Below are 12,281 nucleotides of genomic sequence, written 5' to 3'. Positions count from 1 at the left end.
ACCTGATAACGATGAAAGATAAACCTGTTTTTGCCCCCGAACTGGCCATACCCAATGGCGTAAAAGACATTAGCTTTTATATTGATGCTTTTGGCGCAGAAGAACTCCGGCGTTTCAGCAACGATGATGGAACTATACATGTGTCCGAATTATCCATCAACGGAGCCATGTTTCATCTGCACGAACAAACGTTACACTCGGGCCTGCATAGCCTTACAGGCGGCAGGCATTCTGTAGTTATTGGGCTGTTTGTAGCGGATGTGCGTGCCGTTATTGAGCAGGCCGTTGCTGCCGGCGCAAAAATCACCTCGCCCGTGCAGGATTATGATTATGGCTACCGCCAGGGCAGTATTGAAGATCCATTTGGGCACCGGTGGCAGATACAGAAGTCGCTATAGAATCAAGACATTAGAATCAAGAGTCAAGTACTCATTCACGATCTTAAAATTAAATAACCATGGCAAACCAACCCACTTTTGGTAACGGCAAGATCTGTTATATCGAGATCCCGGCGAATAATATCGCGGTATCAGCGGCTTTTTTTCAAAAAGCATTTGGCTGGCATATCCGGCAGGATAACCAGGGGAACGCCTCTTTTGATGACGGCGTGGGCCAGGTAAGCGGCATGTGGGTAACCGGCCGCAAGCCCCAGGCAGAACCAGGCCTTATTATATCTATTATGGTTGATGATGCCGAAGCTACGGTGAAAACTATTGCCGCCAATGGCGGCAATATAGTACAGCCGATAGGTAAAGATTTCCCGGAGATAACCGCAACGTTTACAGACCCGGCGGGTAATTTATGGAGCATTTACCAGCATAGGGGGTAGAGGAGAATCAAGAATGGCAGAATAAAGGATCAAGAATCAGATATATTGATTTCTGCACCTTTTTGCTTACTTTTAGGTTCAACCCAATCACAATGAAACCCTCTTTGTTATTTTCCTGGCATTTTAAAATAATAGGGATTGCTATGGCTATCCCCGGCTTCATTTTGGGTGCTTTATTTCAGTTTGGCCATTATGTTATCCCTTTTCTGAGCTATGGTCCTGTTCGGCGTTCGGGATTTTTTTTAGCAACGGGGCATGATAACTTCACGGATGAAGTTGCAACCACCTTATTGATTGGAGGTTTGTTATTTATCGGATTTTCGAAGTTTAAAGATGAAAGCGCTCAAATTTATAAGTTAAGGCTGAATGCTTTATATTGGGCGGTATTGGTACACCTTTTTTTGATGATGCTATTGATAATCATATTTTTATCAGGAATTTTCAGGTGGCATAACAGTGTTGTTTCAGATATCGTTATTAACTATAACCTGCTTTTTCTGCTGATCATATTTATTGCACGGCTATACTATTTACGTATCAAAGGAGTAATGGGGCGACCATTTTACCTGCCTTATCTACCATTTAATATAGTAGGAAAATGGCTTACTTTAATTTTTTTAATTGGCGCAATAATCCTGATTGTTTTATCACGATGGAATATAAAAGTTCCGGAGATTACGCTGTATCTGATATTTCCATTTACCTTGATATGGATAGCTTCGAAGGGGAAAAACGAAGATAATATCAAAGAATCTATCAGGCTTACAGCGATGCTGATAAGCGTTTACATCGTTTATGCTTTACTTATTGTGTTAACCTGGGTACTATACAGCGTTGATTACTGGGTAGCATTATTATTGGGGCTGGTGGCTTTACAATTTGTTTTCATTGTTACTTTTGAATTAATGCGGTTTAAAACGCCCAAGTTTATCCAACATCTGAAATTTGCATATTTGCACATCTGAAATCAATAATCCGCATATTTGCACATGCGTTTTGATATTATTTCTGTTTTGCCGGGTTTGTTAGAGAGTCCTTTTGCACATTCTATTTTACAGCGTGCCCAAAAAAAGGGCATTGCTGAAATTCATGTGCATAACCTGCGCGATTACTCAACCAGCAAACAAAAAAGTGTAGACGATTACCCCTACGGCGGCGGCAGCGGCATGGTGATGACCATTCCGCCTTTTGCGGCCTGCATCGAAAAGCTAAAGGCCGAAAGGGAATATGATGAAGTGATATTTATGTCGCCTGATGGTGAGCGGCTTAACCAGGCTATCGCCAACCAGCTTTCTATTAAAGGCAATATCATTATTTTATGCGGACATTATAAAGGGATAGACCAGCGCATCCGCGACATTTATGTTACCCGCGAGATTAGCATAGGCGATTATGTACTATCAGGCGGCGAACTGCCGGCAGCCGTTTTGGTTGATGCCATTGTGCGCCTTATCCCTGGTGTGCTCAGCGACGAAACCTCGGCCCTTAGCGACTCGTTCCAGGACGATATGCTGGATGCCCCTGTATACACCCGCCCCGCCGACTGGAATGGCCACAAAGTGCCCGATATCCTGTTAAGCGGCAATACCCCCGAAATTGAAAAATGGCGCTTTGAGCAGGCGCTTGAACGCACAAAGCAGCGGAGGCCGGATTTGTTGGAATAGCCCCCGGCCCCCTGAAGGGGGAGCTTTTTAATAGCGATTGTATTGAACATAAGGAATCCAACCACTCACCAATTTTCTCTAAATTAGATTGCAACCAAACCGTGCATTTTGCATTACAGGTATGTTGTAATCATGAACCCCAGCCAGGAAGCCCAGCTTATTGAACAATGCCGAACGGACGCGGCTGCTTTTGGGCAGGTGTTTGACGCATGGTACAAACCTGTATTTGGCTATGTTATGCGCCGCACCGGCGACTATGATTTATCGAAGGATATTGCCGCCGAGACTTTTTTAAAAGCTTTTTTAAAAATCGGGGGCTTTCAATGGCGGGGCATCCGCCTATCGTCATGGCTGTACCGCATAGCTACCAACGAGCTTAATCAATATTACCGTAGCAGTAAGTACAAACCTCAATCGTTACAGCAGCTGATGGAAAACCCCCAGATGGAGAAACTGCTGCATGAAAATGCTGCCGACGAACGGGAGATGATGGAGCAGGAGCTTAAAGCCTATGACGATTATAACCGGGTACGCCAGAACCTGTTGAAGCTGGATATAAAATACCAGGAAGTAATATCGCTGCGCTATTTTGAGCAAAAAACCAATACCGAGATTGGCGAGATATTGGGTAAAAACGAAGGAACGATTAAATCGCTGCTGTCGCGCGGATTAGAGAAATTAAGAAACATGTTGTAGCAATGCAACCAAAATGAGTTAACGCATTATAGGGGTAAGTAACATGAAAAATAACGATGAATTTTTAAAGCAAATGGAAAATTTAAAAGTACCGGATGTAAACCCTTCGCAGCATCAAAATACGGTAAAAATGGCCATCATGAATGCCAGCCGCTCGGCCGCGCTTGGGGTGTGGCTTATAGCAGTGCCCTGCTATTTTTTATTATGTGTGTTTATGTTTTATTTCTTCCATGCCCGTATGGGCTGGTTCGCGGCTATGTTTAGCCTGATGTCGGGACTGGCAAAAGTTCCTTTTATCGATTTCCTGGGGCCGGTAGTTTTATTTGTACTGCCCATCGTTTGCATCATTATCAATGTGCTTTCCATACTGCACGTAGGTGTAAAAAACATCGACCCCGACAGGCGCAAGGTGAAGGAGGTGAGCATTACCATTAAAGTAAAGCTTTGGAACATAGTGCTCATCCTGATCAGCCTGGCTATTGTATTTGTTTTTATAAGTTATGTAATGACCGAAAGTATCTCCATTAAAAGTTAAGCTCATGAAATTAAACTGGTTTACCCGTAAAGGAATTTTTTATTTGCCCACCGCTGTTGCCGGCTGGCTCATATTCGTCATGGCATTTGCCTATGCTGTTTACACATTTATCGATATCGACAAACGCTCACACTCGGTAAGCGATACGCTCATCAATTTTGTTTTTAACCTGCTTATCATCGGCCTGTTTTATACCGTGATAGCCTATTTTACCGAGAAAAGGACTGTTGCCGACGATTTGGAGGATTAGTTTAGCGATTGCAAAAGCGATAAATAACCACTCACATAATCAACCCAATCAACCATTCACCACCCCCAAATTGTTAACAAATTACAAATTGTGGAAATTTTTAAAATAGGTTTTTATTTATCAAAAAAAAGCCCTATAATTGCAATCCGATTTTTACGGGCTAAAAATCGCTTTAAGAGCTAAAAATCATGGATTTAGTAAAATTTGTTGAAGAGCAATCAATAGAAAAAAGACAGTTTCCTTCCTTCAAGGCCGGTGATACTGTAAGTGTGCATTATAAAATCAGAGAAGGAAACAAAGAACGTATCCAGCTTTACCAGGGTGTTGTTATACAACGTAACAGCGCAGGTAACTCAGAAACATTCACTGTTCGTAAAGTTTCTAACGGTATAGGTGTTGAGCGTATCTTCCCTATTAACTCTCCAAACATTGATAAAATAGAGGTGAACAGCGTTGGTAAAGTGCGTCGCTCTAAATTATACTATCTGCGTGCCCTTACCGGTAAAGCAGCTCGTATCAAATCAAAAAGAGTTTAATTACCCAACCTCTTTTTTAAGAGGCATACACCAAAGCTTTCAAAAAAGGCCTTTTCTGATTCGTCGGGAAAGGCCTTTTTTATGGAAAAAATTGAGGAAAGGCACCTGAATCAATTTGCTGTCGCTCATTGACAGGTGAATGACTTTTAGCACTGCTTTTTGACTACTGTTGCGGTTTGTAAATTATGACAATTCGTAATTTGTTGATTATTAGACAAATGATCATTTTTGCTGTTTCACCTGTTGCGCAACACTACACTCTTTTAACAATATAGGGAATACCCTCGTCCATCATCGTTCAGCAGGCTGCCCATGACGTGTTGTATTTGTGAGGTAGGCGGACCTGTCAGTCTGAGCCTGTCGAAGACTCGCGCGTAGAGGCCCTGCCCGCTGTCTTTCGACAGGCGACCTATGACGTGCTGTAAAAGCGGCGTCATCCTCGTAGTGAAGGATCCCACAGGACAAGTAATCCGTATGATGTATACTTAGCACGTGGGGTGCTGAAATAAATTCAGCATGACATTGGGGGTTAAGACGATTGTCATTCCTCCTTCAGAGTTCCGAAAAATTTTCCACGCAGCAGGGCCACCAGCAATCAACAAAAAAGGCCCCGGTGAACCGAAGCCTTCAAAATCATAATATCTGATGTCTTAGTTAAGGTATTTGGTAATATCCTCAGACATTGGCGTTGTTGCCGACCTGAAACGGTGTACCAGTTTGCCATTTTCGTCAATCAAAAACTTTTCAAAGTTCCATTTGATGTCACCTGTAAAATCAGGATTTGGCGCTGTTGTAAGGTATTGGAATAAAGGATCAATATCTAAACCTAAAACGCTAACTTTTCCGCTCATCGGGAAGGTTACGTTAAAATTGTCATGACAAAAGGTCTTGATGTCTTGATTCGTCCCAGGCTCCTGGCTGCCAAAGTTGTTAGCCGGGAAGCCTACTACAACCAGTTTGCCTTTGTATTTTTCGGCCAATGCTTCTAAATCTTTGTATTGTTTGGTAAAGCCGCATTTTGAAGCTGTGTTTACAATCAATACCTTTTTGCCCTTGTATTTGGCCAGCGAAAAATTGTCGCCATCGATAGTTTTCAGCTTAAACTCATAAACCGAAGATGGAGCGGTCGTCATTAAAACGAAGCCCAATATTAAAGAAAGTAATTTCATGGTTTTAAATAATTGATGGTTAAACAAATATGCAGGTAAAATTAGCCAATAAAACTTCGCTTAGCTAAATACTCATCCTCTTTTTGTGTCATTTTTTTCTTTGTAACAACACTTTTATCTGTGTAGCCTACCAGGTGCAGCGCCCCATGAATAATAACACGATGAAGTTCTTCAGTTTCCGAATGCCCAAACTTGATAGCATTTTCGCGGATGCGTTCTATCGATATAAAAATATCGCCCACAATATCGCCTTCAACCTCACTGTTGTCAAAAGTGATGATATCCGTATACGTATCATGGTCGAGGTATTGCTGGTTAAGGCTAAGTAGGTAAGCATCTGAGCAAAAAATGTAGTTCAGCTCTTTTAATTTAAAACCCTCGGCAACAATGGTGTCTTTAATCCATTGGCGCACAAGGGTTTTGTTTTTTAGCTTATAGTTTATGTCTTCTTCAAAAAAGCTGATAGCGGGCATTATATTTTAAAATGTAGTTCAATTTCGTTGCCCTTTGCATTAAAAATGCACTGGTCGGCCAGGTGTTTAATGATAAAAACGCCACGGCCGGTAAGGCTCTCCAGGTTTTCTGGCGCTGTAGGGTCGGCCAGGTGATTATAATCAAAGCCTTCACCTTCGTCGGTAACCGTCCATATAACGCGCTTTGGGGCAACATCGGCATTAATAATTACCTTTTTGGTTGCGTCAAGTTTGTTGCCATGTATAATAGCATTTATAGCGGCTTCGTTTAAGCAGGTCATCATGTTGGCAAAGGTATCGTCTGCAACATGGTATTTGTCAGCAATCTCTTCTATCAGCGCTTCAAGCTGCGTTATGCTCTCCGGGTTCGACGGTAGCTGTAACGTGAATAATTCGCCGGTTTGAACATTTGCCTGTTCCATATTATTTGGCATTAAGTTGATCAAAGTAAGATTTAATTTTTTGCTTGTAATACAAATTAAGTGCCGGAGATACTGTTTTTACCTGTTCTGTCTGTTTTGCCCGTTGTTGCTGGTAACCCTGCAACGCTTTTATGTATCCCGGAGGTATATTTTTGCCGGCCTGGCTTTCTCGCTGCTGATCCTGCTCACGCTCCTGTTGCGCTTTTTCAGCTTCCAATAACCGGCTTTGTATTTGTTGTTGCCTCTTTAACGCCTCGTCTGTAATCTTCTTGTTTACGAGATCACGCTCAGTTTGTTCCATTTCTTGCGAAATTTTATCTAAATTACCTAATTTACCTGTACCATTCTTATTTTCTTCACGATTTATCTGCTCCAGCTGTTGTCTTATCTGTTGTTGCTGGCGCGCCATACGGGCCAATTGTTCGCTCATGTTGCCTTGCCCGGGTTGGCTTTGTCCTGGTTTATTACCTTGCTGCTGCATTTGCTCTCGCGCTTTTTGCATGTTTTTATTTAACTGCTGCTGCATTTTGTTTAGCTGCGATATTGATTGCGGCTTGCCTTTACCGCCCTTGCTTTTATTCATCATTTTTTGCAGCTGATCTAATGCTTCGCTCAACATCAGGGCCAGGTTGTTCATGGATGTCATGGCAAGCTGCTGGTTGCGGTTGGCTTCGGCCGTGCGCCTATCGCCCAGGTTATCCAGCGCCTGGTCTATACGGGAATTTATACTGCCAATTTCGGTATTAACGGTTGATTGAATCTGCGGGATTCGCCTGCTGAGTGCATACAAACTATCTTCGGCTGTTTTAAGGTTGTCTTTAATGTCCTTTTGGCTTTGCGACAATGTGATATAAGCAGGATCTGTAGGGCTGGTGGTCTTTAGCGTTTGCATCAGCTTTTCCTGGCTAAAGGAACTGTTCACCAGGTTTTTCAACAGCTCACGTAGTTGCTGGGCATCAACAGCGTTTTCTTTGCTTTCGCCCTCCTGATCTTGTTGCTGTAGCTTGCTGGCCAAATCCTTCATTTCGTCAGCAGCCTGCTTTTGCGATTTACTGGCTTTGTTTTTATCGTTTTTTTGTAAATCGCCGGCACTTTGTTCCATTTTTTGCGTTATGCTTTGTGTTTCTTTTTCGGGATTCTGGAAATCGCTTTTGTGCTCGGCTTGTTCATTTGTTTTTTGCAAATCGTCAAATCCTTTTTTTACCTCGTCAAATTCCTTTTTCAGGTTATCCTGCTCCTGTTGCAATTGGTTTTTATCGGCGCCTTGTTGCTTTGTTTGTTCAGATAGCTTTTGTTCTTTATCAGCAAGCTTATTCAGCTGATCAATTTGCTGGTTTAGTTTCTGATCAAACTCCAGCTTCTTATATAACTCCAGCATGCGGTCAAGCTCCTTTTTTAGCGACTTGTTGTCCATTTGCATTTTGGAGAGTTCATCGCGGGTGGCGTCCTTTTGTTGCTCGTTTAGTAATTGCTGCAGGTTTTGTAACAATTCCTTTGTTTTTTGGTCAAGCACGTTGTTAAACAAGTCTTCAATTTGTTTTTGTTTGGCCAGAATCTCTTCATTTTGCCGTTGATTTTCCTGCCTGTTGTATAGGTTTTTTTTGTTATCGTCTTTTATTTCCTTTACCAAATCTTCCAGGTCTTTCCGTTTTTGCAGCAGGTCTTCTACCTGTTTTTTTTCATCAAACGAAAGACTGTTTTTGTTCAGCAGCATTTGGTTGAGTTTCTGCGATTCTTTTTCAACCTGCCCGGCCAGTTTAATGGCCGATTGCATTTTTTGTTTGATAGCTTCGGTGCCCGCATTCAATTGCTGGTTTACTTCTTTAGCATCGGGTACATGAAGCGTACGTTCGGGAGTGCGGGCTTTTTTGGGTCCGTTTATGCCATCATTATCTGCTACTTCAAAAAAGTAGGTCACCTGATCGCCCGGGCTAATGCCCATGTCTTTTAAGTTCCAGAAATAAAAGAAATCTGCCTGCGTTTGTCCCATATCTGCCTCCACACGCTTTACAAACGTCTTTGTATTAGCCTTATTGCCGGATGACTGCACATTATAATGGAAATTCAAAGCCGAAAAGCCATGGTCGTCCTGAATTTTTCCATTAAAATATAGCGATTTCATGCTTACCGAATCAGGTTTTTCATCAACATTGATCACCGGTGGTTCATCCAAAATTACGTTGATATGGTAGGTAGCCGAGTCGCTGTGGTTTACCTGGTTGTTTACAGGGTTAAGCCTGTAAACCGCGTTTTTGTAAACCTTTTCGTCATGTACAAATAAACCTGGCCCATTTGCCACCGCCTGGCGTGGTTCATTATTCATAAAAAACTGCAGCCCGGTTGCATATTGGGTGTGCAACAGCCATTTGACTGCTGTTCCGGCTGGTATCACCAAATCGCCCGCATTTGCAAGAATTTCATTTTTTTTATGCAGATAGGCTGGGTAATTTAACTCTACATCAAAATGAAGTAACGCCGGTTTCTGGTTCACCTTAATCTCGTACAGGGCCGATGTAAAACCGTTGCCAATGAGCTTGAATTTGGTATTTTGCTGCAAATTTGTAAACTGGTAATGAAAGCGGCTTATATTCTCTTTATCAAGCTTAAAGGTATTGTTGGCGGTTTCTACATATACGTCGGCAGGTAATTTATCGCCATCCAGCTTCAAATCCAGCTTTAGGTCATCGCCTTGAACAACGGAAAGGGTTTTGTTGAGTATATTGAATTTGAATGGGGCAGCAGGCACAAAGAACTCATTATGCCTAATCAGCCTTTTTGTGCTTTCGGTTAAAACAGAGGGCGCGGCCAAAGCGATGATTAGGATAACGGCAACCGGTACCAGAACATACTTAAGATATTTACTATTCTCGCGGATGTTGATAGCTGATGGAAAGCTTACCGGCTTTAACGACTCTATTTTTTGATCGATACTGGCTTCGATGAGAGAGCGGTGTTTTTCGTCATCTGCAGCCAGTTTTTTTAGTTGTAGGGTGTTCAACAATTTGTCGTTTACATCCTGAAAGTGTTTACCGATAATTGCAGCTGCCTCATCATGCGTTAATGACTTACCTAATTTAAGCCATGACAACAACGGGGGTAATATGAGCCAGCACACCAGGGCCGCGTTGAGGAGAATAAAAAAATAAAAAAGAATAGTACGGAAGAGAATATTAAAATTTCCGAAATATTCGCTCAGTGTAATTATTACATAAGCCGAGAATAAACCTGCGCCCAAAAATATCAGGCCGCGCAAAAAATTATTAAAATAATACTTCCTTATAAAGATATTTATCTTTTCAATGAGTAATTCATAATTTTCGGCAGAAGTCATAGTTCAGCGCTAAAATATCAAATACATAATTAAACGAAAAATATTCGTAAATTATATTTAACAGGGTGTTAAGATAAAAAATCAAAATACAATAAAAGGCATCCGTTCGATATTTAACAATTTAATGTCAGAAACAGCTTTGTCAAAACTATAAACCAGCTTAAAAGTATCTTTTGCACTAAAAAAGGCGGTGATTTAATTTACAGTTTTGAATTAAATTCGCAAATTATATATTTGTACTCCTACATTATTCGGGATGTAGCGTAGCCCGGTATCGCGCCAGCATGGGGTGCTGGAGGTCGGAAGTTCGAATCTTCTCATCCCGACGAAAGAAAGAAGCAATAGAGCGCATATTTAAGAGGTTTTTGACCAATTGAATGTGCTCTTTTGCATTTGTTGACCTCGGTGTTGACCTTCATGTTGACCTCCTGATTCCGGTTACTGTCATAACAAATCAGTTATGGCTACAATAGCGATAGTTCTTAAAACCAAACAAAAGTTATCTAACAACGAATACGCTGTTGCTCTAAGAGTAACACATGAACGACAAAGTCGGTTCTTTGTATTAAACATGCTTGTAACAAATCAGTCTTTGCAATGGCGATGCAAGATTGAAGATTGGAAACCCGCGGAAGCCGAAGACAATGGGTTAGGTAAGTTCCGTAGAAGCTTTCAGTTCTACAAAGAGTGTAACGCGATACTTGAAAGCAAACTTACCGAAGCTCAAAAGCTACTCCAACGTTACGAATTAGAAAAGGAGCCATTCAGCTTTGATCAATTTGAAGCCGATTTGAAACATAAAGAGCGACCTAAGATTACATCACTTCAGGAATATTACTCCCTCCAAATATCTATCCTTGACGAACAAGGACGAGTTGGTCAATCCGGTTTAAGTTATGACGTTCGTAATATCTTAAAGAAGTTTCGACTTAATGCATTGCTTACAGATGTTAACGTAAGGTTTCTTGAAAGCTTTGAGTACTGGTTGAGAAACGAGCGCAAGAACAAGGACACGACCATTAGCATTAAGATGCGGAACATCCAAAGAATTCTCAACCAGGCTATTGAGGAAAAACTTCTGAAGCAAGAGGAGTACCCATTTGGAGAAAAGAAGTACAGTGTTAACAAACGGCTTGATCACAAAACAAAGAAGATTGCTATCGCACTTGACAAGATAGGGAAACTTAGAAATCTTGTCTTAGAACCAGGCTCTGCACTCCACTTAGCGCAGCAAATGTTTATGTTCAGCTACTACAGCAGAGGGATGAACTTTGTGGACATGACTTATCTGAAATGGAAAGATATCTCAGAAACGCACATCTACTATGTTAGGAAGAAAACAAGAGGACAATTCGAAATACCACTCAACGAGCACAACTTAGCTATATTAAAATACTTTAAAGAGAGCAACGCTGTATCGGATGGGTTCGTGTTTCCTATTCTTAACCTTAGTATTCACATAACATTAAAGCAACAGTACACGAGGAAGAAAACCGCATTGAAAGCAGTTAATGATAATCTAAAGAAGCTGGCTAAGTTGATAGATGAACCCAACCTGAAGCTTACTACAAACGTTGGTCGACATAGCTATGCAACCGGCTTAAAGCGTTCGGGAGCCAACACCAGTTTTATAACCGAGGCGTTGGGTCATGCAACGCAGGAGCAAACTCAAACCTATCTTGATGAATTTGAAAAGGGTGTAATTGAAAGTTGGGAGAATAAAATGTTTGATATGTAAATGGTTAGCAGGATGGTTCAACTGTCCTGCTTTTTTTACCTTAGCACCTTTTAAAGATAGCAACCATCAACGTTATACGCTTTCAAATGTCCGAGCCTCAATACTATTCTAAACCCATCTCAGTAACCAAAGATTTCCTAATCAATACACATGCTCATCCTTTATTAGCGGAAATTAAAGGGTTAGCAGCAAACGATGAATTCTATTTGAGCATGTGGAAAAATACTCCCGATCCTTACGTGAGTGCTTTTGGTGGGGTCTTTGGAACGCAATTCAAATCGATTGATGAATTACAATCTTTTAACAAGGCATTTGATGCAATGTTGACTAAACATAAAATTGGTCAGCAACACCGGAATCATTTACTCTACCTTATCAAATTCTATGGTGAAGATGCTCAAAAGGAAAGCATTTTTAATGCTAAACACAATCGGTTGTTGGACTACACCCGTTTCATTTTAGACCTCTATAAGAACTCTGAAGCTCACATTTCGAGCTACCGTAAAAACAAAGCGTAAAAACCGTTACATGACCCATATACGGTAGAAGACTTCTTTGCAAAGGTCACGTTACTTGATAAATATTCTGAGGAAGAAATTATTGAGTACAGAATACAAGAGAATCCTGGCGATATAATT

14 protein-coding genes and 1 tRNA gene are annotated in these 12,281 nt (G+C 41.3%); 11 read left to right on the top strand and 4 right to left on the bottom strand.

Annotation, left to right across the window (positions count from 1 at the left end; genetic code table 11):
* Positions 1–11: 11 nt before the first annotated feature.
* From AC1RM2_RS16015 to rplS, 8 genes are all read left to right on the top strand, one after another.
* Positions 12–398: a VOC family protein gene (locus AC1RM2_RS16015; RefSeq protein ID WP_492986201.1), complete on the top strand. Its 387-nt coding sequence runs from the start codon at positions 12–14 to the stop codon at positions 396–398.
* A gap of 59 nt (positions 399–457) precedes the next feature.
* On the top strand, positions 458–829 hold the full coding sequence (locus AC1RM2_RS16010) for a VOC family protein (protein ID WP_492986200.1): 372 nt from the start codon (positions 458–460) through the stop codon (positions 827–829).
* A gap of 92 nt (positions 830–921) precedes the next feature.
* Complete coding sequence (locus tag AC1RM2_RS16005; protein WP_492986199.1) at positions 922–1,794, top strand: hypothetical protein; 873 nt, start codon at positions 922–924, stop codon at positions 1,792–1,794.
* A 24-nt stretch (positions 1,795–1,818) separates the two neighbouring features.
* Entirely contained in the window at positions 1,819–2,493 is a 675-nt protein-coding gene (gene trmD / locus AC1RM2_RS16000; protein WP_492986198.1) for a tRNA (guanosine(37)-N1)-methyltransferase TrmD, read from the top strand.
* A 132-nt stretch (positions 2,494–2,625) separates the two neighbouring features.
* Positions 2,626–3,189: an RNA polymerase sigma factor gene (locus tag AC1RM2_RS15995; RefSeq protein WP_492986197.1), complete on the top strand. Its 564-nt coding sequence runs from the start codon at positions 2,626–2,628 to the stop codon at positions 3,187–3,189.
* 43 nt (positions 3,190–3,232) lie between these two features.
* Entirely contained in the window at positions 3,233–3,724 is a 492-nt protein-coding gene (locus AC1RM2_RS15990) for a hypothetical protein (RefSeq protein WP_477382595.1), read from the top strand.
* A gap of 4 nt (positions 3,725–3,728) precedes the next feature.
* A complete protein-coding gene (locus tag AC1RM2_RS15985; protein ID WP_492986196.1) occupies positions 3,729–3,974 on the top strand; it encodes a hypothetical protein in 246 nt (81 codons plus the stop codon).
* A gap of 188 nt (positions 3,975–4,162) precedes the next feature.
* A complete protein-coding gene (gene rplS, locus AC1RM2_RS15980; protein ID WP_090651474.1) occupies positions 4,163–4,510 on the top strand; it encodes a 50S ribosomal protein L19 in 348 nt (115 codons plus the stop codon).
* A gap of 650 nt (positions 4,511–5,160) precedes the next feature.
* Here rplS and AC1RM2_RS15975 read toward each other — a convergent pair.
* From AC1RM2_RS15975 to AC1RM2_RS15960, 4 genes are read right to left on the bottom strand one after another with little or no spacing between them, the layout of a single operon-like run.
* On the bottom strand, positions 5,161–5,679 hold the full coding sequence (locus AC1RM2_RS15975) for a glutathione peroxidase (RefSeq protein ID WP_492986195.1): 519 nt from the start codon (positions 5,677–5,679) through the stop codon (positions 5,161–5,163).
* 41 nt (positions 5,680–5,720) lie between these two features.
* Positions 5,721–6,152, bottom strand: coding sequence for an rRNA maturation RNase YbeY (gene ybeY, locus AC1RM2_RS15970; RefSeq protein ID WP_492986194.1), 432 nt, complete (start codon positions 6,150–6,152; stop codon positions 5,721–5,723).
* Positions 6,152–6,574 carry an ATP-binding protein gene (locus AC1RM2_RS15965; RefSeq protein WP_477446020.1) on the bottom strand — a complete coding sequence of 141 codons (423 nt, stop codon included), beginning with the start codon at positions 6,572–6,574 and terminating at the stop codon, positions 6,152–6,154. The genes ybeY and AC1RM2_RS15965 overlap by 1 nt, the downstream gene beginning before the upstream one ends.
* Before the next feature lies 1 nt (position 6,575).
* The gene (locus tag AC1RM2_RS15960) at positions 6,576–9,905 is read right to left on the bottom strand and encodes a DUF4175 family protein (RefSeq protein WP_492986193.1); all 3,330 of its coding nucleotides are present in this window, start codon (positions 9,903–9,905) and stop codon (positions 6,576–6,578) included.
* A 252-nt stretch (positions 9,906–10,157) separates the two neighbouring features.
* Between AC1RM2_RS15960 and AC1RM2_RS15955 the strand changes: the two genes are divergently transcribed.
* The 3 genes from AC1RM2_RS15955 to AC1RM2_RS15945 all read left to right on the top strand — a co-directional run bounded on the left by AC1RM2_RS15955 (position 10,158) and on the right by AC1RM2_RS15945 (position 12,161).
* Positions 10,158–10,231: transfer RNA gene (locus AC1RM2_RS15955), tRNA-Pro, on the top strand.
* Positions 10,232–10,365: 134 nt separating this feature from the next.
* Entirely contained in the window at positions 10,366–11,643 is a 1,278-nt protein-coding gene (locus tag AC1RM2_RS15950) for a site-specific integrase (protein ID WP_492986192.1), read from the top strand.
* A gap of 86 nt (positions 11,644–11,729) precedes the next feature.
* The gene (locus AC1RM2_RS15945; protein ID WP_492986191.1) at positions 11,730–12,161 is read left to right on the top strand and encodes a hypothetical protein; all 432 of its coding nucleotides are present in this window, start codon (positions 11,730–11,732) and stop codon (positions 12,159–12,161) included.
* The last annotated feature ends 120 nt before the right edge of the window (positions 12,162–12,281 follow it).

This window comes from Mucilaginibacter sp. GW822-FHT03E02, from assembly GCF_058801545.1.
Note: the sequence above shows the minus strand (reverse complement) of the source record. Positions and strands in the feature narration are given on the sequence as shown.

What these genes read in the sequence shown, in the direction of transcription:
- rplS (WP_090651474.1), top strand. Translation starts at nt 4,163, where the DNA reads ATGGATTTAGTAAAATTTGTTGAAGAGCAATCAATAGAAAAAAGACAG.
- AC1RM2_RS15990 (WP_477382595.1), top strand. Translation starts at nt 3,233, where the DNA reads ATGAAAAATAACGATGAATTTTTAAAGCAAATGGAAAATTTAAAAGTA.
- AC1RM2_RS15965 (WP_477446020.1), bottom strand. Translation starts at nt 6,574, where the DNA reads ATGGAACAGGCAAATGTTCAAACCGGCGAATTATTCACGTTACAGCTA.
- AC1RM2_RS16010 (WP_492986200.1), top strand. Translation starts at nt 458, where the DNA reads ATGGCAAACCAACCCACTTTTGGTAACGGCAAGATCTGTTATATCGAG.
- AC1RM2_RS15995 (WP_492986197.1), top strand. Translation starts at nt 2,626, where the DNA reads ATGAACCCCAGCCAGGAAGCCCAGCTTATTGAACAATGCCGAACGGAC.
- AC1RM2_RS15960 (WP_492986193.1), bottom strand. Translation starts at nt 9,905, where the DNA reads ATGACTTCTGCCGAAAATTATGAATTACTCATTGAAAAGATAAATATC.
- ybeY (WP_492986194.1), bottom strand. Translation starts at nt 6,152, where the DNA reads ATGCCCGCTATCAGCTTTTTTGAAGAAGACATAAACTATAAGCTAAAA.
- AC1RM2_RS16005 (WP_492986199.1), top strand. Translation starts at nt 922, where the DNA reads ATGAAACCCTCTTTGTTATTTTCCTGGCATTTTAAAATAATAGGGATT.
- AC1RM2_RS15950 (WP_492986192.1), top strand. Translation starts at nt 10,366, where the DNA reads ATGGCTACAATAGCGATAGTTCTTAAAACCAAACAAAAGTTATCTAAC.
- trmD (WP_492986198.1), top strand. Translation starts at nt 1,819, where the DNA reads ATGCGTTTTGATATTATTTCTGTTTTGCCGGGTTTGTTAGAGAGTCCT.
- AC1RM2_RS15975 (WP_492986195.1), bottom strand. Translation starts at nt 5,679, where the DNA reads ATGAAATTACTTTCTTTAATATTGGGCTTCGTTTTAATGACGACCGCT.
- AC1RM2_RS15985 (WP_492986196.1), top strand. Translation starts at nt 3,729, where the DNA reads ATGAAATTAAACTGGTTTACCCGTAAAGGAATTTTTTATTTGCCCACC.
- AC1RM2_RS15945 (WP_492986191.1), top strand. Translation starts at nt 11,730, where the DNA reads ATGTCCGAGCCTCAATACTATTCTAAACCCATCTCAGTAACCAAAGAT.
- AC1RM2_RS16015 (WP_492986201.1), top strand. Translation starts at nt 12, where the DNA reads ATGAAAGATAAACCTGTTTTTGCCCCCGAACTGGCCATACCCAATGGC.